The following is a 26,481-nucleotide window of genomic DNA, read 5'->3' on the forward strand; positions in this document are numbered from 1 at the left end:
ACAAAAGTCTCCTAGTATATTCAATGAGATTTTTGACTGTTAATTTTTTATTTGATTAATTCAAAAACTCCTTTCATATCTAGTAACCCATAACCCCAAAATCTATTTGGATAAATATCACTCTTACGCTGAGCTGCTCCTCTAATTAGATAAGTTTTTATCTTGGTTGAATACATTGTAGGGTCATTATCATTTACAATTCCCCATTCTAATAGTAATGCGCATGCTCCAGCAGTAACTGCTGCTGCAACACTGCTACCTGTTATCAAAGTTATTCCTCCTGTATTAGATGTAGTTTTTGCATTAACTCCTCCTGCTGCTATTTCAGGCTTAACCAGCCCTTCTCTAGTAAATCCCCTTCCTGATACAGATACAACTGTCTCTGTATTTTGGTCATAGTAGGCCGCTGAAATCACCCTCTCACTAGTAGAAGGAATCGTAATTGTTATATTTTGAGAAGGATTTAAAAATCTCGTTTCATCTTTTAACAGATCTCTTTGAGGTATCCAAGCATCATATCTTCCATTAACAATGTAATCACCAAATAATTTAAATTTCCATATTCCTGCTCTTATATTATTTATTTTGATTGTTATTTTTTCATCTCCTGTTATTTCTTCTGGAAGAGAATAATCAACAGTTATAATACTGCCTTCATATACTAATTTAATTATTTCTTTTTCGTTTAATTTAGCAGGAATTTTATCAATCACTTCTCCTGATGGTGATATTATACCTATTGAAACTTTGTCTGGTTTCTTACACCATATTTGAAATTTTAAATCTCGCTGCATCGGGTCCACTTTCAGTTCTATAATCTGTTCCTCTCCAGTTCTCCCTATTCTCCCAGATGCATGTATATCGCCTTCTCCTTCATTTCCTCCACCTGTAACAACAGCCAAACCTCTTACTTTTGAGATTTCATCAATATATCTTTCAATTATTGAGTTACCATCATGAGATCCTTTGTTAGTTTCCATTGGAAGCAGGATAACGAGCGGCTTTCTAAGCTCTCTTGCTTTATTGTATAAATACTTTATACCTAAAACAATTTCTGAACTACAAAATGTTTCCACTTGAGAATTTGAAACAGCCTCACTCTCCAATATATTCTTTTTCGCACCTCTCATTTTTACAATTAAAAATTCGCTATCTGGAGCAGCTCCAATAATTTCCGGATTTTTTCCTCTTGCTCCAACAATCCCGGCCATTACAGTACCGTGTCCATTATTATCTTTTGTATCAACTATAGTATATGGATCTTCCCCATTTTTTTTTGCACTTATAGCTCTATTTATTTCATCTCTTGAATATTCTTTTCCTACACCAAATACTGTAGAAGATCCTTTTCCTTCAATACTTTGGTCCCAAATATTTATTATTCTTGTAGTATCATCTTCATAGATAAATTCCTCATTTAGATAATCAATTCCTGTATCTACAATACCCACAACTACCCCCTGTCCTCTTAATGGGAAAACAGGATTATCATGAAATTTTGTAATATTAGCAGCATCTACAGGACTTATTTGAGACAAAGTGAAAATAGATGGCTCTTCAATGTAAACTATTTCTTTAGTAGTTACAAAAAATTCAAAGGCTTTTGAATTTTCTACAAGTGCTACTGCATATCTTTCATCCAGTTTGAATACTGCTCCAAAATCTATATTTTCAAATACCTTATAAATATCTCCTTCATATTCAATTATATAATTGCCGTATTGTTCACCAAAAAAGTACTCATGAAAATCCTTATTAATTTGTCTCTTTTTTTTACTCTTAATCCTACTTTGATTAGCCAAGTCTAAACCTCCCTTTACGCATAACTTTCCATAGCCCCATAATGGTCCTGGATATTTTACATCTTTTCTATCCCTTATAGCTCCTTTTAACAAAAAATATTTTAATCTATCCCCATACATAAACGGGTCATTTTCTTTAACAATACCCCATTCCATTAAAAGAGCCGCTGCTCCTGCTCCATGAGGTGCCGCCATTGATGTACCTGAAAGTGAATCATAAAAACCATCTGGAATCGGAGCTTCAATATTTTCACCAGGAGCCATAACATCAGGTTTTTGATCAATAAGTTTTCCTCTTCCTGAAAAACTAGATAGTGAATTAGAATTGTAATTATAACTTCCTACTGAAATAACATTTCTTACCGTAGCAGGAATACCCAGTGTATTATATGGATCTGGCTTGAGAAACTTAGTCTGAGGATTCAATCCCTCTGAAATTGGCATCCATATATCAAATCCTCCAAATGTTTTGCCTTCGTTAAAAATTGTAATTTCCCATGTACCAGCAGTTAAGTAAGTATCCCTAGCAACAAAACTTATTAAAGTCTCTCCATTAATATCAAAAGGTTTAGGGCCGCTATTATATATAAAATACCCATCATCCCCTAAATTACCTTCAATATATGTTCTACTAATATTTATCTTTGATGTGATAATCCCCTTAGGATTTTTAATCTGTATACTTATATCGTCTAAAAAACTCTTATAAAATTGTAATAATAATGTTCTCTCATCACTAGCCATCACAAAAAATACTGTATTAGATTCTCTTAAAAATCCCCCTACATGATGCGCTCTATCGCCTTCATTACCAGCAGCTATAACAAAACTAAGTTTCTCTAGACTACAGACTGTTGAAATATACTTTTCAAGTAAACTACTTCCATTATGAGCACCATCATTTGTACTGAAACTTAGATTAATTACTAATGGTTGACTTAGAATTTTGCTTTTCTCAATAAGAAATTTAATTCCACGCATAAGTTGAGTACTTTTAGCAAAGCTAACTTTACCACTACCAGTCATTTTAACCATAGCAATGCTAGATTCATAAGCCGTTCCATAATTTACTTTATTTATCATACCACCTGCGCAAACTATCCCTGCTACATGAGTTCCATGACCATTAATATCTCTTTGAGATACTATTTCAAACGGGTTTGGTGATTTTATGGCGTTATTTATTTCAGTTTTATTCCAAACTTTACCCCCTTGTGAAAGATCATAGATATATTCGATTCTTGTTCCACCTTCATTATCCATAAAAGCCGGATGTGTATAGTCTATTCCAGAATCAATAAATCCCACCAAAACGTCCTTACCAGAAAGTTCATATAAATTCCACACTGAAACTGCACATATTTCTCGATTACTGGCAAAATTTGAAGTAAATAATGTTTTTGGTAATTCTAAATACTGAATCTCATTTATAGCTGTAATTTTATCTAAATCTTTAAAATCTATTGTAATAATGCCAAACCCAAAACCTAAGTCTTGATATATACCTCCTATATCTTTGATCTTTTTCATTACAATTCCAGTGTTTCCGCCTGTCAAAGAAACCAACTCAATTTTTCCCTTGATTATTTCATCATTATTTGAGTACTCAGCAATTTTATTTAAAACTGCTGGTGGTACGTTTTTTAACAAATTTAAAATACCATCAATTTTTTCCAAATATACACCTCTGAAACTTGTTATAGATAAACTTATGTAGCTGTTTATCTCCCATTACATAATATGATATATAGATTCTACCGTGAAATTTTATTTATACATGTACCAAAATCTCGGTTACTAACGAGTTATGGTACATGTATAAATAAACTATTGAACTGAAATATCTATAGAAAAATAAAAATACACAAAAAAATTAGCATAAGGCTTTTGCCCTACGCTAATTTTTTATTTGTGAAAGTTTATAAATTTATTTCTACTTTATGTAGTCTTACTAAAATCTTTATATCTTTTGCAATAACAGTTTCAGTATTTAGTCTACCTCCATTGCTAATTAAAAGAATCTTTTGACTGTCTAATTTTTTTATTTGTCTTATTACCCTTACATCATTTCTTTCAATAAGATATATTCCATTGTTAACTATTTCGCTTGTTATATTACAGAAAGCAATATCACCTTTTGCAATCCTAGAACCAATCAAATCATCATCATCAATCTTTAAAAACAACACCTTATCTTTCCCAAAACCTTCGATTTTATTAGATACAACTGGTAGCTGTCTTTTACCAATAGATTTATTCAAATCATAACCATAAACAGGAACAGTCTTTAATACGGAGCCAAATGCATCATCCCATACTTCATTAACCTTTTCTAACTGTTTCTTCTGAACTTTATTTTGTTTTTCCTCTTTTATAGCCTGTTCTTCAAAATTCATTGTAACATCATTCAAATCCGAACCTAGAACTTTTGAAATTCTATCCATTACTCTATCGTTTATAATCTTTCTTCCTGCTTCTACGTCTTTTATAAACTTCTCGTTCGCACCTATCTTTTTTCCTAATTGCTTTTCACTCATTTTTGCCTTGAGTCTAGCATTTCTTATTTTATCGCCTACTCTACTCACGTTACTACCCCCGAATAGCTCATTTTTCTATATGCTCTATATTATTTCTGGCTCTTCATATGTAACACCAAAAGTATCAACTGTAACTTTTTCCATTACTTGATCTTCGTAAGGTTTATCTCTAAAATCAGTTTTAGTACTTACAATCTTATCAGCTACATCCATTCCTTCAATTATTTTACCGAAAGATGCATATTGCCCATCTAAGTGTGGTGAATCTGCTACCATTACAAAGAATTGACTTCCAGCAGAATCTGGAATTCCAGTTCTCGCCATAGAAAGGACTCCTTTTGAATGTTTTAAATCGTTTTTGAAACCGTTAGATGTAAATTCACCTTTAATTGAGTATCCTGGACCACCCATGCCTGTTCCGTCTGGGTCTCCGCCTTGAATCATAAAACCTGGAATTACTCTATGAAAAATAACTCCATCATACCCTCCCTTTTCTATAATGCTAATAAAATTTTTAACTGTATTAGGAGCAACTTCTGGATATAATTCAGCTTTCATAACTCCGCCATCTTGCATTTTAAAAGTAACTACTGGATTCATAAAAATACCTCCGCTTATTTTTAGTTGATAGTTGACAGTGGACAGTTGTCAGTAAATATAAATTTTACTATGTAAAAATAAATACTAATACACCCATTCACTGTGAACTAATTAAAGGCAATTGCACTAATTGCAATTACCCCTTTATATTATACATTTTTATGCCATTATATGCAAAGAATCCAAACTGAAACTTGATTAATGGATTAATAATCGCTTTATAGTAATCCATGTAATATTTTCCATCACAGAAAACTACATTTTGATAAGTATCATGTTCATTTATAACTTTCTCTATATAATCATCTTTCCTGAACTTTTCTTCATCGTTTACATAACCGTAAATAATATTAATCATCTTCGCATCAAGCTTTCTTTCAACCATTTTATGGAAATAAACATTTCTCCAACGAGCTCCTTTGTTTGGATAATTATTTCCCCTCCTGGCAATAAAATTAATTGTTCATTTTTTAGTACATGCAACTCTTTATTTCCTACTTCTAGATTTCTAATATTTAAAGCATCTACTTTGTCCATATACATGTATTTTTTAATAATTATATCATCTTGATAATGATTTTCTTTAGTTTCATCTAGATAAATATTTACTTCTGTATTATTAGTAGTTTTAAAAACAAATTCATCAAAAATCAATATATTATCACTCATATTTGGGTTTATTAATTTAATAGTATTTATATTCCTATAAAGTTTTTTAGTAAAAATCACATTTTCTTGTTGTTCTTTCAATGTTTCCTCTTTTTCAAACAAAAAACCTTTCACTTTTACCACCTTATTTCAGAAGTTTTGTGATTTTTAAAGTTTCTATGATGATATAAAAAATTACATCATAAACTTCTAATCAGTTTAATCACCTACTACTAATTTATTCTTATAAAGTGATATGAGTGAAAGATTTATGTTATAAAATCTCTACATTTATATTTTCTAAATTTGCTTCAGTATTGTTTTCAATAAAGTCAACTACATTTTGTATTTCACTATTTGCATGTCTGGTAGAATTGGAAACACAAGCAATTCCTAATACTATTGTTTGATGAAAATCCTGTGCTTCTACTTCCGCAATAGATATATTAAATTTATGTTTTATCTTATTAATTAAACTCTTTACAACCATTCTTTTTTCTTTTAGCGAATGACACCATGGTGTTGATAATTTTATAATTGCTGTACCTATAATCATATTTTTCTCTCCTAAAGTGTTAAAAGTTTTTTACTTATTTTTATCAAATTATTATCTTCAGAAGAGTTATAAATTTTTACATTTCCTTTTTCTTTACTATCATTTAATAGATTTTTTTCATGCAATTGTCTTTTTAATTGTTTAACAGTACCTTCACTTCCATCAATAATAGCTATTTTTTCTCCAACTATTTTTCTTAGCTCTTCTTTAATAAATGGATAATGTGTACACCCAAGTACAATAGATGATATCTTTATATTTTTATAAACCTCTAACCTTCTTCTAAGATAACCATTTAACTCTTCTCCACTTATTATTCCTCTTTCTATAAATTCTACTAATCCAGAACATGGAAGAGGATTAATACTAGCTATATCTTCATGTTTTTTAACTAATCTATTAAATTTTGCCTCTGCTAGAGTCATTGGTGTTGCCATAATAACAATATTGCCACCTTCTTTAAGCTCAACAGCAGGTTTTAAAGCTGGTTCTATCCCTATTATTGGAATAGTGCTATATTTTACTCTTAGTTCTTCTATAGCCGCACTCGTCGCCGTATTACAAGCAATTACTATTGCTTTTGCGTTCTTTTCCATCAAGAACTCTACTGCTCTAAAAGACAACTCTTTGACTTCATCTTTTATTTTTGTACCATATGGTGCATTTTTAGAATCACCAAAATATATATACTCTTCATTAGGAAGTAATTTTACCGCTTCTTTTAAAACACTAATACCCCCTACTCCTGAATCAAAAAATCCTATAGGTCTACGCTTCATTATTAACCACTTTGAATTTTTCAAAGTGATTTTCACCTCCCTGTAAAAAGAAATATTCAATATTTATAAATTGCGAAGAAAAGTGCTTCGCAATTTATAGTTAAAAGTTAAGAGTTAAAAGTTAAGAGTTCATGACACCTTTCGCAAGCGAAAGCTTTTAATTTTACAAAAGATAAAATAACTTCCTTTTGCATAGCAAAAGATCAGATTTCCCGTTAGCATAGCTAACAAAGGCTTAGTTAAAGATTTTCTGCAAGAAAATCACCCTTAACTATGCACTCTTAACTTTTAACTCTTAACTAATTTAGTTCACATTGTATTTCTAATGCGAATTAAGTCAGTTATCATTATTTCACTAACTTATAATGATTAATCTATATTAAATTATACTTTAACAAATTAATCATTACCACTAGATTTATTAATTTTATACTATTGATAAATCTTTATTAACAATTTCATTAAAAACATTGTTTTAAGATATAATATACTTTATAATCTAGTATATTGTTGATATACAAATCTTTAATTAATCAACCTAAATATTGATAATATGATAATTTTGTTCAAGTTAATTAAATATACAACGCATTAAACCTTTACATTTGTTTTATTAATAAAATTCATAGTTTTTTATTGACAATTCATCAATATTATTATAGACTTTTTATATAATTATTAATTTATAGTTATTTTAAATGTTAATTACGTAAATAATAAATCTTAATATAAACTTAAAATTTCAAGTGAGGAGGAGCATTATGTTTAAAAATTTAGTATTTACAATTACAAAAGACCAACACTCAGTTGAGGCTATCAGAGAAATACTTACTGCACATCCGGAAATAAAATTTGTATCAATAATAGGTATTGACTTAGCTGGTAACGATACTGACGAAAAAATTCCTGTAAAAGTACTTTTAGACGATATTGAAACTTTCTTAAAAGGTGCAGTGCAAACTGACGGTTCTTCAGTTGTGCTTCCAGGAATAGCATCTCTTAATAATGCTAAAGTTGACATGATATGTGATTTAGATGTTAACTGGTTTGTAGATTACGACTATGATGTTATTGACGAAGAAACAGATAAGCCTATTGGTACATTAAGAATACCATGTTTCTTAATTCATGATGGTGTAGCTGTCGATTCTAGAGCAACTCTTAAAAAATCTATTGATTTTGTTGAAAAGAATTTGATGGAAATGTTCACAGCAAAGCCTGAATTATTAGAACCATACGGAATAATTATTGATGATATCGAAAAAGTAGCTGCCACTGCTGCTACAGAGCTAGAATTTTGGGTAAAAACACCTCAAGAAAAAGCTCATGTTGAACAACTTTCTACTTCTCAAGTTCTTCAAGAACAATATTGGACTAGAACTAAAGGAAATGTAAGATCTGCATTAGAAGAAACATTACTACTTATGGATAAATATGGTTTAGAATCAGAGATGGGTCATAAAGAAGTTGGGGGTGTAAAAGCCAAATTAACTGAAGGTGGAGATTTATCTCATATAATGGAACAATTGGAGATAGATTGGAAATATGCAGATGCAGTTCAAGCTGCAGATAATGAATTGTGGGTTAGAATCATTACAAGACAAACTTTTAGAAGACATGGATTAGATGTTTCCTTCCTAGCTAAACCAATAACTGGTGTTGCTGGTAACGGTGAACACACTCATTTAAGCTTTGCTTTAGTATTGAAAAACGGGAAAAGAATCAACATATTCACTTCAACTGATGAAAACCAATTTTTAAGTCTTTATGGGTACGCATCAGTAATGGGAATTTTAAACAATTATGAAGTTATTAATCCATTTGTATCAGCTACAAATGATTCTATGAGAAGATTAAAGCCTGGATTTGAAGCTCCTGTCTGTATAGTTACATCACTTGGAAACTCAGTAGATATTCCTTCAAGAAACAGGACTATTTTAATAGGTGTAATAAGAGATTTGAATAACCCTTATGCTACAAGATTTGAATTAAGAGCACCAAATCCTCATACAAACACTTGGCTTACATTAGCTGTATTATTTATGGCTTGTAACGATGGTATAACTTATGCAGTATCAAATAATAAATCAGAAGCTGATTTATTAGCAGAGCTTTCAAAGGAAGATGGAAAAGAAGTTGGAACTTATCTTTCAAAAGATAGAGCTTATAGAAGTGAAGAAGACGTATTCGAAGATTATACAGAAGAAGAAAGAAACAGATTATTTGGAAAAGCTCCATCTACAGTTTACGAAAACTTACTTGGTTTTGAAAAACATCCTGAAAAATCTGCAATGTTAAAAGCTGGAGATGTATTTACAGATAAACTAATCAACTCTTTCAAAGAAGGTGTTGAAACTAGATGGATAGTTGAACTTACTGGAAGAATTATTCCTTCATATGCAAAACAAATAAGAAAATTCAAGAAAATTGAATGCTTAGATAATTGTGAAGTAGATGAAGCTAACTGGCAAAAAGTAAATTCATTAAGAATGGAATTAATGAAAGATACTTTATCCCAAAAATCTTTATTCACTAAAATAGTAACAGCTACTGAATCTGGTGATTACTCTACTGTATCAGATTTACAAATCGAAATGGATTCGAAAATGGAAGAATTAAGAGCATCTTATGCTGACTATAAAAAGAATCTTTTAGATTATTAATACTTTAGTATCAAAGAGTGCACGAAATATTCATATATTTTGTGCACTCTTTTTTATTTGACACGCAAAAGATTCTTTTTATATTTTCTTTAAATTAAAAGCTTTCGTTTACGAAAGGTATCCATCACTTGTAACTTGTCACTATAAATTTCGAACTTGTTTCGCAATTTATAAATATCTCTCATTTTCTAATAAAAATCCATATATAATATATAGATATGCTATAATCAAAATATAAAATAGAATTGGAGGAAAACCATGGATTTTAAAAACACTTTCAATAAACTAAAAAAATCTGCTTCTGAAACAGCTTCTGTAGTGGCAAAATCAGCAAAGGAAAATTCTAAAAAAGTAGCAGATAAATCTGGAGAATTATTAGAATCATCAAAGCTCTCTTTAAAAATTTCATCAGAGGAAAGCAAAATTTCTACACTTTATAAAGAAATCGGTAAAATAACTTATGAAAATTATAAATATGGTTCAGCCATAGATAACTCAGTGGCAGATTTATGTGTAAACATAGATGAAATAAATGAATCCATTCAAACCCTAAAAGACCAAATAACTGCATTAAAAAACACATCTCAATAAAATCATTTGAATTTCAAATGATTTTTTTATTTTTTGTTTTCTCACTCTTTAAATTACATTATATTTCAATAAATTAATTTTTGTATGTTTTTGTATATTTTTTTACATTTATCCCTATAATTGTGGGTATGCTATAAAAAGTAAGTTAAAGCGAAATTAGATATATATTTTTTTATAAATTAATTTTGTATCATGATTTGATTATGTAGTTAATTTAAAGGAGTGACTGGATGATTTTTAATAATACTAAAGAATCTAAAAATAAGAAAATAAAATTATTTTTGCTTGTATTAATATCATTCACTATAGGATTTTCAACCTATATCATTAATACTAAAATAAAGATGAATTTTCTATTAATAAAAGCTGATAAAGCAATGGTTAGCGGAAATTACGAAAAAGCTATTGATATCTATACGCTTTATTTATCCTACGATAGCTCAAAACCTATAGATGATAAATTAGAAGAGGCTATCAGACTAGAAAAATCAAAAAAGGTATATACAACAGCAATAGAATTAATGAAGGACAAAAAATATTTAAAAGCACTAGATACTTTTAAAAAAACAAATTATGATGAAAAATCAATATCAACATTTGTTCAGAAGTGTGAGATTAGTTATATAAATAAAGAATTAAATAAAGCTAAAAATTATACTTCTGAAGAAAATTATAAAGAAGCCATATTAACTTTGAATAATATTTTACTATTAGATAAAGATTCTCTTGAGATAAAAAATCTAATACAAGACTATAGAGAAAAATATGATATAGAAAAAAAAGTTTTAACACTAAAGAAAAAAGTTATTAGCGAAAGATATGATTTTTTAAATAATAAATCTTCTAATTCTTATAAAATTGAGGTTTGTATTCCCTATCAACAAGTTTATATCTATAAAAATAATGAATTAATTAGAACCATGACCTGTTCAACAGGGATTAATTCAAAACCTACACCTCTTGGTTACTTTTATACAAATGGAAAGGGTTATTATTTCTTCAGTAAAAAATATTCTCAAGGAGGTTTTTATTGGATAAATTTCTTGAATAATTTATATCTTTTCCACAGTGTCCCAGTAGATGAAAACAAAAAAATTATATCAAGTGAAGCTTCCAAATTAGGAAAGAAAGCGAGCCATGGATGCATTAGATTATCTTTAGATGATTCAAAGTGGCTTTACAATATTGTACCTCCATATAATACTCTTGTATATATTCATTAAAAATAGAATCCTTCCCTACAAATAAATAGATAAATATTCTGAATGTTAATAGAACCTTTACACTTTTAACATATTTATTTCATTTTTTTTAGTTATCATTAAAGAGTGTTAGCAGTAGTTAATTAATCAATCTCTCCTAAAAAAACCTTGTGATATTCACAAGGTTTTTTATTTATTTTGTTATGCAAAAAATTTTTTTTAATTAAAATAATGTGTTATTTAATAGTTCCGTCTGAATTTATAGTAACTTCTTTATAATTAACAATCTTTCCTGATCTAAGCATTGCATTCTTAACAGATGATACAATACCCGAACAGCATGGAACTGACATTCTGACTACAGTTATGCTATTTATATCATTAAGTTGGAGTAATTCCATTAATTTATCTTCATAATGCTTATTATCGTCAAGCTTTGGACACCCTATTACTGTAACATGATTTTTGATAAAATCTTTATGAAAATCACCATAAGCGTAGGCTGTACAGTCCGCAGCAATTAATAAATCTGCATTTTCAAAGTATGGAGCTCTTGTATTTACTAAATTTAATTGAACTGGCCACTGTCTCAATTCAGAATTTGAACCTGTTCCTTTTTTCTTTTCTGCAACTGCGATATTGGGTTTTACTTCTTTTACATCTCTATTAAATACTTGCAGTGTCTCTCCTGGACATCCACATCCACAGTCTTCAGAATTATCATCTTCTTTTTGTTTAATATTTTTCATTTCTTCCATTCTTATTTTTACAGCTTCTTCATCAAAAGCAGCAGCTTCTCTTTCAATAATTTTAATAGCATCTGTAGGACATGATGGTAAACAATCTCCTAAACCATCACAATAATCATCTTTGACTAATTTAGCTTTTCCATTAATCATTTCAATTGCACCTTCATGACATGCTTTTGCGCACAATCCACATCCATTACATTTACTCTCATCTATACTTATAATCTTTCTTTTCATTTAATTTTCCTCCTAATTTCAATTTAATTTATATTTAACTTTTGTCATTATCTTATTTGTTGAACTAACCTTATGATTTTATTATAATAAAATCAAAGAAAATAATACGTAACATATGATACAATAGAAATAAAATGCGAAAAAATACTCGCATTTTATTTCAGTACACAATCCTCAGTTCACAGTGCACAGTTATGGATACCTTTCGTTGGCACGAAAGCTTTACATTAAAATAAAAAACTCTTTAACGAAACATAATTAATCACTCCTTATCATGGAAGATGATAAGTTCGTTAAGTCTTTTATCTTTTGTTAATTCAAATATTTTCGTAGAAAATCATTCATTACCGTACACTGTGCACTATAAATTATGTATTGAAAGCGAAGGGAGTTAAGGGTTTATGAAAAACTTTATTGAAGCATTAACTAAATGCTCTTTATTCGAAGAATTTCAAAATGAAGAACTAGAGGGTATAATTTCTGGCCTTAATTATAAAATTGAACAATATAATAAGAATCAATATATTGCAATGGAGGGAGATCCTATCGGTGGTATAGGTATAGTAATCAACGGTTCTGTAGAGGTTCAAAAATGTTTTCCTTCTGGGAAAACGGTAGCTATTAATAGATTGCATGAGGGGGGAGTTTTTGGTGAAGTAATTATATTCTCAAGTAAACATGTTTATCCTTCAGCAGTAGTATCTACCACTGATTCAAAAGTTTTATTTATCTCTAAAACTGATATTATTAAACTATGCAAAGAACATGATGAGTTTTTAAGTGAATTTATGTCAACATTATCCAATAAAATTCTTATACTTAGTAATAAACTTAAAAATCTATCTTATGAGACTATTCGTGGAAAAATAGTAAGCTTTCTTTTAGAAGAATATGAAGTGCATCAAAATCCTGTAATAGAATTAAGAATATCTAAGAAAGAGCTAGCCGAACACTTTGGAATTACAAGACCTTCACTTTCTAGAGAACTTATTAAGATGAGAGAGGAAGGTTATATAGCCTTTGATAAAAACACTATCACAATTAATTCAATTGACGATTTAGAAGACCTGTTAATAAATTAGGAAAGAGATCGTTGAAGAATAACTTCTACTAATTCTTAAGCCGACTCTTAGCATGATTCTCTTTCAGAAAATCTTTAATTAAGCCTCAGTTAGCTTTTTTAACAGGAATAAGGTCCTTTTGCTTAACAAAAGTAAATAAATAAAGAACTAAGTTTCGAGAACTTAGTTCTTTTATCTTTTATATAATTTTTAGCTTTCGCTTACGAAAGGTTTCCTTAATTGTGAATTAATTTAATATTATCCTAAGAACATTTTCATATCATCTTCAACATTTGAAATTCCACCGATTCCAAAGTTTTCTACTAATACATTAACTACATTTGGTGATAAGAATGCAGGTAATGTTGGTCCTAAGTGAATATTCTTAACTCCAAGGTGTAACAACGCTAATAATACGATAACAGCTTTTTGCTCATACCACGCAATATTGTAAGATATTGGCAACTCATTGATGTCATCTAAACCAAATACTTCTTGTAATTTCATAGCAATAACTGCTAATGAGTAAGAGTCGTTACATTGTCCCGCATCAAGAACTCTTGGGATTCCACCGATATCACCTAAATCTAATTTGTTGTACTTATATTTTGCACAACCTGCAGTTAAGATTACAGTATCTTTTGGAAGTGCTTTTGCAAAATCTGTATAGTAATTTCTACTCTTAGCTCTTCCATCACACCCAGCCATTACGAAGAATTGTTTGATAGCTCCCGCTTTAACTGCTTCAACAACTTTATCAGCTAATGCTAATACTTGATTATGGGCGAATCCACCAACAATTTCACCCTTTTCTATTTCAACAGGTGCTTTACAAGTTTTAGCTAGTTCAATGATTTCCGAAAAATCTTTTGTTCCACCTTCAACTCTATTTTCAATATGTTTAACACCTTCAAATCCTACAACACCAGTTGTAAAAATTCTATCTTTATAACTATCTTTTGGTTTAACGATACAGTTTGTAGTCATTAATATTGGTCCATTAAAGCTTTCAAACTCTTCCTTTTGCTTCCACCATGCATTTCCATAGTTACCTACAAAATTATCATATTTCTTGAATGCTGGATAATAGTGAGCTGGTAACATTTCTGAGTGAGTGTAAACATCTACTCCAGTACCTTGAGTTTGCTCTAATAGCTCTTCTAAATCTTTTAAATCATGTCCACTAATTAATATACCAGGGTTAGTTCCAACACCTATATTTACTTTAGTTATTTCTGGATTTCCATATGCTCCTGTATTAGCTGCATCTAGTAATGCCATTCCATCAACACCATATTTTCCACATTCTAAAACTAATCCAACCATTTCATCCACAGCTAATTCTTTAGTTGTGGATACTAAAGCTTTTTCAGTGAATGCAAAAATACCTTCATCTTTGTTTCCTAATACATAAGCGTGCTTAGCATACGCTGCTAATCCTTTTAATCCATATGTTAATAATTCTCTCAATGATCTCACATCTTCATTTTCAGTAGCTAAAACACCAACTGTTGCAGCTTTAGCATCAAATTCTGAATCATCTCCACTCCATAAAGCTGAATCATGTGTGATTCCATCTACTGTAACTCCTGCAACTACTAATTTAGCTTTAATATTTTCTCTTAATTTTAAAGCTTCTTCTATTCTAGGAACAAAATCATTTCTATCAAAATTAGCATTAGTTATTGTTGCAAATAAACTTTCTGTTATAAATCTGTTAGTGTATTCTTCATTTAAATCTACTTTTCTAGCTTCTTGGTTATATATTGCAATGCCTTTTAATGTATAGATTAATAAATCTTGAAGATTAGCTACATCACCTGATTTACCACAAACCCCTACTTTTGTACAACCTGTGCACCCTGCTGCTTCTTGACATTGATAACAAAACATACTCATTTATATTCCCTCCATTTAATAATAGCTTGAAAGGCTATTTATTTTCTTATTTAATTTTGTTTACAATGTAATTATATTAGATACTGGTAAGATAAGCCGTAACATTTGTTACAAATAAAAAAATTGCAAATCTTTTTGCAATTTTTTATATAATACTTAACCACAATGGTATCGTAATGATTGAGAATAATGTTGTTACAAATACTACTTTTGATGCATACTTTGGTGCTCTTCCAGTACTTTCCGCGAAAATTGCACCTAATGCTGCTGCTGGCATTGCTGCAATAATTATCATTACTTTTATTATAATTGGATCTATAGGTAATCTTTTCATAATTAACAATATTATTAAAGGTACAACTATTAATCTTATTAATGAACCATAATAAAGAGTCCAATCACTAATAATTTCCTTTAACTTTACGTCAGCAAACATAACTCCAATAATCATCATAGATATAGGTGTTGTCATATTCCCCACAATTTCTAGAGTTCCTTGTATAGCTGATGGAAATTGCACTGATAATAATACCCTTAAAATACCAATACCAACTGATACTATTCCAGGGTTAAGTATTACTTTTTTTATATTCTTAAAATCTTTTTTTTCAGTATACAACATAAGCCCATAAGTCCAAATAAACAAGTTAAAATTTATATTAAATATTGACCCATAAAGTACTGCAATTTTACCATATAAACTTAATAAAATTGGAAAACCCATAAATCCTGAATTAGAAAAAACCGTTATAAATTTCAAAACAGCTTTTTTATCTTTTTCAACTTTTGGAAATAGCACCTTTGCTAGAACAATCAGCATCAAGTGCATTATCAAAGAAACAAAAAAAACGATTATTATATTTCCTATCAACTCATCTGAATATGTAAAGTTAAAAGATGAAATGATAAGTAGTGGTAATGTTATTCTTAATAATATCTGAGATAATCCTTTATTTATTTCTTCATTAATTATATTTCTTTTTTTCCCGTAGTATCCAACAAGCATTATAAAAAAAAGTACTAAAACCTGATTAATAATATCTACGTTCATCGTAAAAATCCCCCTAGCTCCGATTCACTCTATAACATTCATAATTCTTTTTAAAATCTAAACTTTTGCTTTTTAATAACTAACTTATTAGCTTTTTTATCATTAATATTAACCTTGAAAAGAATGTATTGTGCTAAAAATCTTTCAAAAGGGAGCCAACTCACATGTGTTGCAGGTATAATATACCTCTTTGCACCTTTCATCTCACTATAAAGAGAAATTCTTGATGTTAAAGGAATAGTTTCATCTAGTAATGCATCTATGACAGTAACTTTATCCTTTTGAAGTAAGTGTGCATAAGCTAAAGGATCTATTTTGAACAATGGATGTATGAATTGACTTTTAGTTATTTGCATAAAGGACATTTGCCTAACTATGCTAATTTGTTTTGAATATATATCATATAGCCTTTTTTTATCTTCCAAATAGTACTTAGACTTATATCCATTTTTAAATAGTTCTCTAATGAATTTTGTTGAACTAGATTTATGGATTATCTTCGGCATATGCCCTCCAGTGGTCATAAATATAGCTTGATTTACACGTTTATCTAGAGCTGCTACTATTGATGTTATCATACCACCTAAACAGTATCCTACAATACAATTATTTTTTTTCCAAGTGCCTCGTTGTTCTAAATAATCTATTGTTGAACATACATCTACCACAGCATTTTCCCAGAATTGAAACATTATTTCCATATCAGGCCATAGAAAACTTTTTCCACTTACTGAATTATGTTCAACTCTAGTATAATTACCTGGTAATATTATAACTGTAGAATTAACGCCTACTGAAGCTAAATGAGTACCCATCCATAATAAAAATTTTATATTCCTGCTTCCCAGACCAGGAATAATAATAACACTTGCTCTAGTTTCTTCTTTAGGTCTAAAATCATATAATTGAACATTTTCACAACCTAATGCAGGATTACCATAAGCAGTGGGAAATCTAGTATATCCACATCTATAAAATTTACCTTTAAAAATATAACCATCAATATAGTTTATTCTTTTTTTATTGTAATCAAAATTAATCTTCATAAAATTAGTTATTTTACCTCTCTCTATATTGTCATTATTTATTTTATGAGAGGCACATATCTTAGGTGTATTATTTTTTACTTTTCCATATGTTGCATAACAATTTTATAAACACTACTTATTGGCATATCTTTTTCAATAGCAATTTTTTTACAATCTTCATACTCTGCTTTATACTTTATCTCTTTTCCTTCATAAAATGCTACTTTTACATTTATTTCTCCAAGATTAGTCTTTACCTTCCTGAATTCACGATATAACTTACTTCTTTCAACTACTTGCTTTCTAATCCCCAGTGTAGTTGTCTCTGTAAATAATATTCTTTCAATGTTTTTTTCATCCTCTTTTTTATACAGCACAGAAAGCAAAACAGCCGGTCTTTCTTTTTTCATTATAATAGGTACTTTAAACACATCTAAAGCACCACTGTCAAATAACTTTTGTGATACAAAACTATAAAACTCTGGATTCATGTCATCTATATTACATTCTGCCATATAAAGACAATCATTTTGTTCAATACTGCTAATTATATTTAAACTAGTTTTTTTTTAGCTAAAAATACTCTCAAAATATTAGGAATTTCTTTATCTATTGTTCCAACTCCATAACCAGTTTTTTCAATAGTAAAGTCTTTTGAATCAGTAAACTCTTTAACTGTAGTGGCTAAAATAGCTGCACCAGTAGGAGTAGTTGCCTCATACTTTATAATTCCTGAAGTTATTGGAATTCCTTTTAAAATCTCTGCAGTTGCTGGAGCTGGTACAGGCATTAGTCCGTGAGCACATTTAACAAATCCCCCTCCTACTTGAACTGTTGATGCCATTACTTCATCTACTTTCAAATAATCTAAACAAATAGCTGCTCCTATAATGTCAACAATTGAGTCTGTAGCACCTACTTCATGAAAATGCACTTCATATAAGTCTTTACCATGAACTTTAGCTTCTGCTTCAGCTACTTTTAAGAACATCTTTTTACTTAATTCTTTTACATTATTATTTAAAGAACTTTCATTTATTATTTTTTCTATGTGGATTAAATTTCTATGTTCATGACTATGTGAATGACTGTGTGAATGTCCATGCTCTTCATTAATATGTACATGCTTATGTTCATTACAACATTGATGATCACCGTGGTGTCCACAACAATGATTCTCTTCGTTGTGGTGATGATGTTCATGCTGATTTAATAAAACCACATCTACTTTTGTTCCACTTATACCTTTTCTACTATCTCTTTTTACCTCTATTTGAAACTCTCCATCTAAATTTAATTTAGCAAGTTCTTCTTTTAAATATTCTTCTTTAACTCCAAGATCAATCATTGCTCCTAAATTCATATCTCCACTTATTCCTGCAAAACAATCATAATATAATATTTTCATTTATTAATCCCCCTTTTGTATTTTCTGAATAAAATTTGTACTTGTTCCATTATTGTTGTTATATTCACCTATAATAATACCAAAAACAATAATACTTAGTATAAAAAATATTATTAGTTTCATTCTCAAACTTAATTTTTGAAACAACTTAATCCCTCTCTTCTAGGATTTCATTAGTACATTTAAATTTATACATTACCCACTTAATCGCTCAATCATAACTATTATAATACAACAATTAAATTTATTCTAATTTTATTTTGATGAACACAATAGAAATGAAATGCGAACTAAAAAAGTGACAAGTTAAGGTTGATTTTCTTGCAGTAAATCTTTAATTAAGCCTTTGTTAGCTTCGCTAACTGAAATAATGTTCTTTTGCTTATGCAAAAGGAATTTTTTTATCTTTTATTTAGTTAAAAGCTTTCGCTTGCGAAAGATATCCACAACTTGTCACTTGTAACTTGTCACTATAAATTTCGAACTTGCTTCGCAATTTATAGTTATTATTGAACAATTCTATAAACCATGATATAATTCTTTTGATGTATATACACCTGTCTTTACTTGTGTGTATAATAAAAAATTGAGGGTGATAAAATGAAAAATATTAAAGAATTTTTTAGAAAAGCTTTTAAAAGATATTTGTTAGATGCTTTGAGCGCTATGGCACTAGGGTTATTTGCATCACTTATAATTGGACTTATATTATCTCAAATTTCTAAAATACCTGGATTTTTATTTATTAAAGAGTTTGCAAACATAGTTTCTGCTAAATCTCCTGTTGTTGGTTCTGCAATTGGTGTAGCGATAGCTTATGGGTTAAAATGTTCACCTCTTACTATGTTTTCGTCTGCAGCTACTGGTGCATTTGGTTACTCATTAGGTGGACCTGTAGGTGCATATATTGCAGCAGTGTTTGGTGCTGAAATAGGAGAACTTATATCTGGTAAGACAAAAATGGACATTATCCTTGTACCTTCAATAACCATAATAGCTGGTGGTCTTGCAGGTAAATTTGTTGGTCCTGGTATCTCAACATTTATGACTGATTTAGGTCAATTAATTAATGTAGCAACTACTTTAAGACCTATTCCAATGGGTATTGCTGTAGCCACTTTGATGGGTATTGCACTAACTGCACCAATCAGTTCAGCTGCAATAGCAATCTCTCTTAATCTTAGCGGTTTAGCTGCAGGAGCAGCAACAATGGGTTGTTGTGCACAAATGGTGGGCTTTGCAGTAGCTAGTTATAGAGAAAATAAAGCCTCTGGATTATTTTCTCAAGGTATAGGTACATCAATGCTTCAAGTGGCAAATATTTTTAGAAACCCAAGAATTCTTATTCCTCCAACATTAGCAGGTGCAATTTTAGGACCAATTGCAACTACTCTATTTAAACTAGAAAATATTGCAATTGGAGCTGGAATGGGTACAAGTGGTCTTGTAGGACCAATAGGTACATTTACTGCTATGCAAGGTAAAATTCCTTCAACTATTTTAATTGCTGAAATTATAATTTTAGAATTTGTTGCTCCAGCAATACTTACAATTCTCATTTCTGAATTGATGAGAAAGAAAGGCTGGATAAAACTTGGTGATATGGCTTTAGAACTATAAAAAAGAAAATTGAATTCTTGTTTCCTTTCTCCTTATATTTTATCGAATTATGCTAATACTAATAAGAGAAAATAAATGGAGGAATAAATATGACAATTTTAAGATGGATTGGTGGATTTGTTGTTATTTCATGGCTAATAGGTTTAATTTTTAGTATAGGCGGTGCTCTTATAAATGTCTTGCTTATCGTAGCTGCTGTCATCTTTATACTTGATGCTTTATTTGGAAAAAGAAAATCTATGTAATCTACTCATGAACTTTTGTTTCATGAGTTTATCTTCTTTTATTAGAGAGGAGTGAACACTGCGATAAAGCAGTAATACTATGGTTATAACAAGTGGAAACACCTATTGGAATAATATAAATAAAAATTTCAAAAGATATCCTTCTCTAAATCAAAATATTAACTGTGATGTTGTGATAGTTGGCGGAGGAATTACTGGTTGTTTAACACTATATTATCTTTCTCAATTTAATATAAATGCTGTATTAATTGAAAAAAATATAATTGGTAATGGAAGTACTTCAGCTAGTACTGGTCTTTTACGATATGAAACAGACATGGATCTTCATAGTTTAATAAACAAAATAGGAGAAAAAAAAGCTGTACGAGTGTATAAATTATGTCAAAAAGCTATAGATGATATAGAAAATATTATTTATAATGTTAAACAGTTGTGTGATTTTGAAAGAAAAGATAGCTTATATTTATGTTCCTCACAAGGAAATGTATCTAAAATGAGAAAAGAGTATAGGACTAGAAAGGAACAGGGCTTCAAAGTTAGTTTTTTAGAGAAATCAGATATTGAAAGTCTATTCTCTTTCACTTCACCCTGTGGAATATATTCATATGATTGTGGACAATTTGATCCCTTATTATTTTCACATTCACTACTAAAAAATTCACAAAGGGACAATTCAAAGATATACGAAAATACTTCAGTATATTCCTTTGACTATTTCAAAAATTCTGTTAGAGTAAACTTAGATAATGGTTCATATATAAATTGCAAAAAAATAGTCATGGCAGCAGGCTACTCGTCAGTTAAATACTTGGATATGGAGAACAAGGTTAATTTAAGTAGATCCCACTCCATTGTAACTAATAGATTAAAGAGTTTTAATGGTTGGTCAAAGAAATGCTCTATTAGAAAAGGTTGTAGTCCTTATACATATATTAGATCTACTATAGATAATAGAGTTTTGATAGATGGACTTAATGAACCCTTTGGAGAAGACTTTATAATTGATGCTAAATCTAATATTTTATTAGATAAATTGAACTCTATGTTTCCTCAACTTCCAAATCCTAAAATTGAATATTCATGGTCTGAGATATTTACAGATATCAAAAATGGCTTTGGTTTTATTGGCAAACATCCAAAATATCCAAACACTTATATGAATTTTGGTTTTGGTAGCAATGGAACAACTTTTAGTGTTATTGGAGCTCAAATCATTAAAGACTTAATTTTATATGATAATAATCCAGATGCTGATATTTTTCAGATGTAAAAATAATTTAGTTATAAGTTGCTGATAGATTGAGAACAAGTTCGAAATTTATGGTAATAAGTGATAAGTTACAAGTGATAACTTATCACTTGTAACTGTTCTGCTTCGCTTTTATTTCAATTACATACTATCGTTTACTATTATCATCATTTTAAAACACATTATTTATATAAAATGTGATAAATTCACTACTAATTAATTATCTTTTTTCAATGACAAGTAGTTCCGGTGGTTGGTTAATCTGATTCATAAATTTTAGCTTAGCTACATTAAATTCTTTTTGAGATATTGTTTTTGAAAATTCGTCCAAGCTATTCTTTTCATTCTTTCCTTCATCATGTCCGTGATAAATTACAATTAAAATCAAACCTTCTTTTTTTAACAATTCCATAGAATTCTTTACTGCTTCTAATGTGGAATTTGCTTTTGTAGTTATGTTATGGTCACCTTTAGGGAGATATCCAAGATTAAAAAGCACTAAACTAACAGGTTCATTTATATATTTTTTTATATTTTCATGTCCATCATTTATAAGAATAACTCTGTCTATTAACTTTTTTTCTTCTAGTTTAGCTCTTGTGTTTTCAACAGCTTCTTTTTGTATATCAAAAGCATATACTTTTCCATTTTCTCCAACCAATGATGAAAGAAATTCAGTATCATTACCATTTCCCATTGTAGCATCTACAACAATATCACCTTTATTTATTGTTTTTCTGCAAATATCCTTTGATATATTTACAGAGTTCTTAAATAAGTTCATGTTATATCCTTCTCTCTTATATCATAAAATTCATATACTAGAATTCAACCTATATTACTATTAGAATCTATTCTAAATCTAACTTATCCAAATCATTTTCAGTATATACTTTTATGCCATTTTCAGCTAATAATTTAGCTGTTAACCCATTTCCTTCTTTTAAGTCACCTGAAAAATTCCCATCATAAATCAATCCATATCCACAAGATGGGCTTCTTAATTGTAATATTGCTTTTTCTATACCAATTGTTTTTGCTATCTTTAATGTTTTTTCCGCAGCCTCTCTAAATTGTTCCGTGAAATCCCTTCCATCTTGAGTAAGTATTCTTTCATTACCATCATTATCTACAATAAGCTCACAACAAGCTCTTGGAATTGGTAATCCTGCTAAAAGTTCTGGACATATAGAGATGGCCTTTCCTTTTTTAACTAGCTCACTAACCCTTTTATCTTCACTATTTTCCCCATTATATCTACAATTTACACCAGCTAAACAAGCACTTACTAAATACATATATTACGTTCCCCTCTCTATTTTGATATACTATTGATTTATACTATTAATTCCGAGCTCACTAGACACTTTTTATAGTTATAAGTTTTCAGATGTAAGTCGGCTTATGAATTAGTAGAAATTATTCTTACATAATATCTTTCGTTATTAGCTTAACACTTACAACTAATAAATAAGGCTTTCGCCATAGCGAAAGCTTTATTTATTAATTATTTGCAATTGATGATAATACAAGTCCTTCATTATGATCTAAAGCCCAGCTAATTCCCCAATCATTAGTGAATAGAAGTAGATCTCTATCTTTTGTATCTTTTACAATTCTTGTGTCTGAAGTTATGCTTAGCTTCTCTATACCTTTTTCCCAGCTTTCAATCCATCTGACATTTTTAAATGCCTGTCTTTCCATTTTTATATCAACATTATATTCATTTTTTAATCTATACTCTAAAACCTCAAATTGAAGCACACCTACAACTCCAACAATTATTTCTTCAATACCTATATTGATCTGTTTAAATACTTGTATAGCCCCTTCTTGAGCAATTTGATTGATGCCTTTCATAAATTGTTTTCTTTTCATTGTATCTACTGTTCGAACTTTTGCAAAATGTTCTGGTGCAAAAGTTGGTATTCCTTCAAACATAAACTTATTGTTGCTAGGGCATAAGGTGTCTCCTATACTGAATATCCCTGGATCAAATACTCCTAGAATATCTCCTGCATAAGCTTCTGCCACTATTTCTCTATCTTGTGCCATAAATTGTTGTGGTTGAGTTAGTTTAACTTTTTTATTTTGTTGAACATGATATACATCCATTCCTTTTTCAAACTTTCCTGAACATATTCTCATAAATGCTATTCTATCTCTGTGTGCTTTATTCATATTAGCTTGAATTTTAAATACAAAAGCAGAAAATCCTTCATCAAAAGCTTTGATTTCACCTTTATCTGAATTTCTTGATAATGGCGGTGGAGTAAGTTCTAAAAATTCTCTTAAGAACGGCTCAACTCCAAAGTTTGTTAAGGCAGAACCAAAAAATACTGGTGTTAATTCTCCCGCTCTAACTTTATCTAAATCAAACTCTTCTCCAGCCTCATCTAATAATTCTATTTCCATCATTAATTGATCATGAAGATCTTCTCCAATTAGTTCTCTAATGCTCTCATCTTCTAAATTACCTTCAACTACTTTAACCTCACTTTTACCATGATCCCCGCCATTGAAAAGTATAATAGATTTTCTTATCCTATCATAAACTCCTTTGAAATGCTGACCACATCCTATTGGCCAATTCATTGGATAAGATTTTATACCTAATTCTTCTTCTATATCTCCCATTAATTCAAAAGGATCTCTAGTTTCTCTATCCATTTTATTAATAAAAGTAAATATAGGAATTTCTCTCAACGAGCATACATGGAATAATTTTCTAGTTTGTGCTTCTACACCTTTTGCTCCGTCAATTACCATAACAGCACTATCTGCAGCCATTAATGTTCTATAAGTATCCTCACTGAAATCTTGGTGCCCAGGAGTATCAAGAATATTAATACAGTGTCCATCATAGTTAAATTGAAGTACAGAAGACGTAACAGAAATTCCTCTTTGCTTTTCTATTTCCATCCAGTCAGATACTGCATGCTTTGATGCTCTTCTTGCTTTAACGGAACCTGCTTCTCTAATTGCTCCTCCATATAACAATAACTTTTCTGTCAGTGTCGTTTTACCAGCGTCAGGGTGTGATATAATCGCAAATGTTCTTCTTTTTGAAATTTCATTTATAAAATCTGCCACTCTATTCTCTCCTCATTCTCTAAGAGTCTCTTTCGTTAAATCAGAAACTCTTTATAATTTTTATGTTAAACAATCTAATTGTCAATTTACATACTTTAACTCCTACTTTCATAATCATAACTGTAAACTAATTATTATATATTATAAGGCAATTTTTTATTTATTAATCGCATTATTCTCAATATTTATTATTTCTAAGATTTCTTTGCATTTTTCCTTTGTATCTCCTCCTAAGTGTGTTAAACCGTGCTTTTATCAAACATTTCTATTATATCAATAGGCAGAAATTATTACAAGGACTGCTTCCTTTTTAGAAAGCAGTCCTTGTTTTTTTTTTGAATTATACCAAAATTAATCTCTTCATTCTTTTCCAATAACTCTAAATATAACCTTTAGTAATATAATTCCTACTATGAACAAAAAAACTCCCATTAAATTAAACCATAAAGGTTGAAATTCTACTACATCTAAACCAGTTGAATAACCAGAAATTTTTAATTTTAATACATCTTTCACAATAAAACCTAACGAATTAAATAACATGTGTACTAATATACAAAATGTTATTGACTTAGTTTTTATAAAACACCATCCCATAAACAAACCTAAAGTAAATACGATTAAAAACTGCCATGGATTCATATACATTATAGCCACTAAGAGCGATGAAAGTACAATAGCTTTTGTAACTGAATAATGTTTTAAAAATCCTCTTAATATAAGACCTCTAAAAAGTATTTCTTCAACTATTGGCGCTAAGATTGCAGTTGATATTATAGAACTCCAAAAACTGTTTTCAGTATTTTGCATAGCTTCAATTATTTCTAACCAAAAATCAGACATCGGTACTATAGCTCTTGTTATATTATCTAGTTCAGATAAAATTATATTTAATCCTAGTATTGAAAATAAAAATGGGATAACTGCTATAATCGGAACTAGTTTAAATGAAAACAAATTTTCAAAACTTAACTTATTTCTGAATTTAATCCATAACACTATAATACATAAAGCCATTAATTGGGATAATTGACCCAATAAAAAAGTTATGCTAGAAATAAATGGACCTGTATTAAAAATACTACTAAATAAAATTGTTAACATATTGAAAATTACTAAAAGAAATATTGCTCCAAATATATTGGGATAGTATTCTTTTTTTTCTTCCATATTATCTCCCCTTTTCTCCTTTATTTATCTATGGATGATTATATCATATTTTTTGAATAAAAATTATCTGTTTCGTCTTTTATTTTAATTCCGAATTACTTATTTACTATAAACACTATTTTAAAACATAGCCTAAAATAAAAAGCATTAAGGGGTATACTCAATTTTAAAATGGTACCTATAGAATGGACACTAAGAAAAGGTGTTTATTCTATAGGTATTTTTTTGTATACTTTATTTAGAAGAAAGAGAGGTTGAATTTAAATGAGTAAAATCACTTTCACTGAAGAAGA

The 26,481-nt window shown here is 29.4% G+C and carries 22 protein-coding genes and 1 pseudogene; 7 read left to right on the forward strand and 16 right to left on the reverse strand.

Features of this window, described 5'->3' with window-relative positions; all coding sequences use genetic code 11:
* Window positions 1-47: 47 nt before the first annotated feature.
* The 7 genes from ACQ3F0_RS20940 to murI form a co-directional block, all read right to left on the reverse strand.
* A complete protein-coding gene (locus tag ACQ3F0_RS20940; RefSeq protein WP_428867671.1) occupies window positions 48-3,479 on the reverse strand; it encodes a S8 family serine peptidase in 3,432 nt (1,143 codons plus the stop codon).
* 242 nt (window positions 3,480-3,721) lie between these two features.
* Window positions 3,722-4,387 (reverse strand): S24 family peptidase, encoded by a 666-nt coding sequence (locus tag ACQ3F0_RS20945; RefSeq protein WP_428867672.1) that lies wholly within the window; start codon window positions 4,385-4,387, stop codon window positions 3,722-3,724.
* A gap of 36 nt (window positions 4,388-4,423) precedes the next feature.
* Complete coding sequence (locus ACQ3F0_RS20950) at window positions 4,424-4,939, reverse strand: peptidylprolyl isomerase (RefSeq protein ID WP_428867673.1); 516 nt, start codon at window positions 4,937-4,939, stop codon at window positions 4,424-4,426.
* 136 nt (window positions 4,940-5,075) lie between these two features.
* Window positions 5,076-5,324: a hypothetical protein gene (locus ACQ3F0_RS20955; RefSeq protein WP_428867674.1), complete on the reverse strand. Its 249-nt coding sequence runs from the start codon at window positions 5,322-5,324 to the stop codon at window positions 5,076-5,078.
* Window positions 5,294-5,722 carry a hypothetical protein gene (locus ACQ3F0_RS20960; protein WP_428867675.1) on the reverse strand — a complete coding sequence of 143 codons (429 nt, stop codon included), beginning with the start codon at window positions 5,720-5,722 and terminating at the stop codon, window positions 5,294-5,296. The genes ACQ3F0_RS20955 and ACQ3F0_RS20960 overlap by 31 nt, the downstream gene beginning before the upstream one ends.
* A 139-nt stretch (window positions 5,723-5,861) precedes the next feature.
* Window positions 5,862-6,143: a DUF503 domain-containing protein gene (locus tag ACQ3F0_RS20965; protein WP_428867676.1), complete on the reverse strand. Its 282-nt coding sequence runs from the start codon at window positions 6,141-6,143 to the stop codon at window positions 5,862-5,864.
* Between the two features lie 11 nt (window positions 6,144-6,154).
* Complete coding sequence (murI, locus tag ACQ3F0_RS20970) at window positions 6,155-6,922, reverse strand: glutamate racemase (protein WP_428867694.1); 768 nt, start codon at window positions 6,920-6,922, stop codon at window positions 6,155-6,157.
* A gap of 761 nt (window positions 6,923-7,683) precedes the next feature.
* On the opposite strand from murI, the gene ACQ3F0_RS20975 reads away from it, so the two are divergent.
* The 3 genes from ACQ3F0_RS20975 (at window position 7,684) to ACQ3F0_RS20985 (ending at window position 11,399) form a co-directional block, all read left to right on the forward strand.
* Window positions 7,684-9,585 (forward strand): type I glutamate--ammonia ligase, encoded by a 1,902-nt coding sequence (locus ACQ3F0_RS20975; protein WP_428867677.1) that lies wholly within the window; start codon window positions 7,684-7,686, stop codon window positions 9,583-9,585.
* Between the two features lie 258 nt (window positions 9,586-9,843).
* On the forward strand, window positions 9,844-10,176 hold the full coding sequence (locus ACQ3F0_RS20980; RefSeq protein ID WP_428867678.1) for a zinc ribbon domain-containing protein: 333 nt from the start codon (window positions 9,844-9,846) through the stop codon (window positions 10,174-10,176).
* 230 nt (window positions 10,177-10,406) lie between these two features.
* Window positions 10,407-11,399 (forward strand): L,D-transpeptidase, encoded by a 993-nt coding sequence (locus tag ACQ3F0_RS20985; protein ID WP_428867679.1) that lies wholly within the window; start codon window positions 10,407-10,409, stop codon window positions 11,397-11,399.
* A gap of 215 nt (window positions 11,400-11,614) precedes the next feature.
* Here the strand turns inward: ACQ3F0_RS20985 and ACQ3F0_RS20990 are convergent, their stop codons facing one another.
* Window positions 11,615-12,364, reverse strand: a complete 750-nt coding sequence (locus tag ACQ3F0_RS20990; protein ID WP_428867680.1) for an ATP-binding protein — start codon at window positions 12,362-12,364, stop codon at window positions 11,615-11,617.
* Window positions 12,365-12,765: 401 nt separating this feature from the next.
* Between ACQ3F0_RS20990 and ACQ3F0_RS20995 the strand changes: the two genes are divergently transcribed.
* Complete coding sequence (locus ACQ3F0_RS20995) at window positions 12,766-13,446, forward strand: Crp/Fnr family transcriptional regulator (RefSeq protein WP_428867681.1); 681 nt, start codon at window positions 12,766-12,768, stop codon at window positions 13,444-13,446.
* Between the two features lie 237 nt (window positions 13,447-13,683).
* Here ACQ3F0_RS20995 and hcp read toward each other — a convergent pair whose 3' ends face one another.
* The 4 genes and pseudogenes from hcp to larC form a co-directional block, all read right to left on the reverse strand.
* Complete coding sequence (hcp, locus tag ACQ3F0_RS21000) at window positions 13,684-15,324, reverse strand: hydroxylamine reductase (protein WP_428867682.1); 1,641 nt, start codon at window positions 15,322-15,324, stop codon at window positions 13,684-13,686.
* 145 nt (window positions 15,325-15,469) lie between these two features.
* Window positions 15,470-16,375 carry an AEC family transporter gene (locus ACQ3F0_RS21005; RefSeq protein ID WP_428867683.1) on the reverse strand — a complete coding sequence of 302 codons (906 nt, stop codon included), beginning with the start codon at window positions 16,373-16,375 and terminating at the stop codon, window positions 15,470-15,472.
* A 50-nt stretch (window positions 16,376-16,425) separates the two neighbouring features.
* Entirely contained in the window at window positions 16,426-17,421 is a 996-nt protein-coding gene (locus tag ACQ3F0_RS21010; RefSeq protein ID WP_428867684.1) for a dienelactone hydrolase family protein, read from the reverse strand.
* A 77-nt stretch (window positions 17,422-17,498) separates the two neighbouring features.
* A pseudogene (gene larC / locus ACQ3F0_RS21015) lies at window positions 17,499-18,811 on the reverse strand (nickel pincer cofactor biosynthesis protein LarC).
* Window positions 18,812-19,411: 600 nt separating this feature from the next.
* Here larC and ACQ3F0_RS21020 point away from each other — a divergent pair.
* The 3 genes from ACQ3F0_RS21020 (at window position 19,412) to ACQ3F0_RS21030 (ending at window position 21,946) form a co-directional block, all read left to right on the forward strand.
* Window positions 19,412-20,431, forward strand: coding sequence for a PTS sugar transporter subunit IIC (locus ACQ3F0_RS21020; protein ID WP_428867685.1), 1,020 nt, complete (start codon window positions 19,412-19,414; stop codon window positions 20,429-20,431).
* Window positions 20,432-20,520: 89 nt separating this feature from the next.
* Window positions 20,521-20,676 carry a DUF5670 family protein gene (locus ACQ3F0_RS21025; protein WP_428867686.1) on the forward strand — a complete coding sequence of 52 codons (156 nt, stop codon included), beginning with the start codon at window positions 20,521-20,523 and terminating at the stop codon, window positions 20,674-20,676.
* Between the two features lie 79 nt (window positions 20,677-20,755).
* Window positions 20,756-21,946 (forward strand): NAD(P)/FAD-dependent oxidoreductase, encoded by a 1,191-nt coding sequence (locus tag ACQ3F0_RS21030; RefSeq protein WP_428867687.1) that lies wholly within the window; start codon window positions 20,756-20,758, stop codon window positions 21,944-21,946.
* 199 nt (window positions 21,947-22,145) lie between these two features.
* Here ACQ3F0_RS21030 and mnmM read toward each other — a convergent pair whose 3' ends face one another.
* From mnmM to ACQ3F0_RS21050, 4 genes are all read right to left on the reverse strand, one after another.
* Window positions 22,146-22,709, reverse strand: coding sequence for a tRNA 5-(aminomethyl)-2-thiouridylate-methyltransferase MnmM (gene mnmM, locus ACQ3F0_RS21035; protein ID WP_428867688.1), 564 nt, complete (start codon window positions 22,707-22,709; stop codon window positions 22,146-22,148).
* 67 nt (window positions 22,710-22,776) lie between these two features.
* Window positions 22,777-23,223, reverse strand: a complete 447-nt coding sequence (locus ACQ3F0_RS21040) for a 2-thiouracil desulfurase family protein (RefSeq protein WP_428867689.1) — start codon at window positions 23,221-23,223, stop codon at window positions 22,777-22,779.
* Window positions 23,224-23,428: 205 nt separating this feature from the next.
* The gene (locus tag ACQ3F0_RS21045; protein WP_428867690.1) at window positions 23,429-25,018 is read right to left on the reverse strand and encodes a peptide chain release factor 3; all 1,590 of its coding nucleotides are present in this window, start codon (window positions 25,016-25,018) and stop codon (window positions 23,429-23,431) included.
* Window positions 25,019-25,378: 360 nt separating this feature from the next.
* Window positions 25,379-26,188, reverse strand: a complete 810-nt coding sequence (locus ACQ3F0_RS21050; RefSeq protein WP_428867691.1) for a CPBP family intramembrane glutamic endopeptidase — start codon at window positions 26,186-26,188, stop codon at window positions 25,379-25,381.
* Window positions 26,189-26,481: the final 293 nt, after the last annotated feature.

The sequence above is a fragment of the Clostridium sediminicola genome (assembly GCF_050402865.1).
Lineage (GTDB): Bacteria > Bacillota > Clostridia > Clostridiales > Clostridiaceae > Clostridium_AF > Clostridium_AF sediminicola.

Bases quoted from the DNA above. Each gene is read 5' to 3' on its own strand.
- ACQ3F0_RS20950 (WP_428867673.1), bottom strand. From the start codon at position 4,939: ATGAATCCAGTAGTTACTTTTAAAATGCAAGATGGCGGAGTTATGAAA.
- hcp (WP_428867682.1), bottom strand. From the start codon at position 15,324: ATGAGTATGTTTTGTTATCAATGTCAAGAAGCAGCAGGGTGCACAGGT.
- ACQ3F0_RS21010 (WP_428867684.1), bottom strand. From the start codon at position 17,421: ATGAAGATTAATTTTGATTACAATAAAAAAAGAATAAACTATATTGAT.
- ACQ3F0_RS20975 (WP_428867677.1), top strand. From the start codon at position 7,684: ATGTTTAAAAATTTAGTATTTACAATTACAAAAGACCAACACTCAGTT.
- mnmM (WP_428867688.1), bottom strand. From the start codon at position 22,709: ATGAACTTATTTAAGAACTCTGTAAATATATCAAAGGATATTTGCAGA.
- ACQ3F0_RS20995 (WP_428867681.1), top strand. From the start codon at position 12,766: ATGAAAAACTTTATTGAAGCATTAACTAAATGCTCTTTATTCGAAGAA.
- ACQ3F0_RS21005 (WP_428867683.1), bottom strand. From the start codon at position 16,375: ATGAACGTAGATATTATTAATCAGGTTTTAGTACTTTTTTTTATAATG.
- ACQ3F0_RS20955 (WP_428867674.1), bottom strand. From the start codon at position 5,324: ATGGTTGAAAGAAAGCTTGATGCGAAGATGATTAATATTATTTACGGT.
- murI (WP_428867694.1), bottom strand. From the start codon at position 6,922: ATGAAGCGTAGACCTATAGGATTTTTTGATTCAGGAGTAGGGGGTATT.
- ACQ3F0_RS21030 (WP_428867687.1), top strand. From the start codon at position 20,756: ATGGTTATAACAAGTGGAAACACCTATTGGAATAATATAAATAAAAAT.
- ACQ3F0_RS20985 (WP_428867679.1), top strand. From the start codon at position 10,407: ATGATTTTTAATAATACTAAAGAATCTAAAAATAAGAAAATAAAATTA.
- ACQ3F0_RS20965 (WP_428867676.1), bottom strand. From the start codon at position 6,143: ATGATTATAGGTACAGCAATTATAAAATTATCAACACCATGGTGTCAT.
- ACQ3F0_RS21040 (WP_428867689.1), bottom strand. From the start codon at position 23,223: ATGTATTTAGTAAGTGCTTGTTTAGCTGGTGTAAATTGTAGATATAAT.
- ACQ3F0_RS21020 (WP_428867685.1), top strand. From the start codon at position 19,412: ATGAAAAATATTAAAGAATTTTTTAGAAAAGCTTTTAAAAGATATTTG.
- ACQ3F0_RS21025 (WP_428867686.1), top strand. From the start codon at position 20,521: ATGACAATTTTAAGATGGATTGGTGGATTTGTTGTTATTTCATGGCTA.
- ACQ3F0_RS20990 (WP_428867680.1), bottom strand. From the start codon at position 12,364: ATGAAAAGAAAGATTATAAGTATAGATGAGAGTAAATGTAATGGATGT.
- ACQ3F0_RS21050 (WP_428867691.1), bottom strand. From the start codon at position 26,188: ATGGAAGAAAAAAAAGAATACTATCCCAATATATTTGGAGCAATATTT.
- ACQ3F0_RS20980 (WP_428867678.1), top strand. From the start codon at position 9,844: ATGGATTTTAAAAACACTTTCAATAAACTAAAAAAATCTGCTTCTGAA.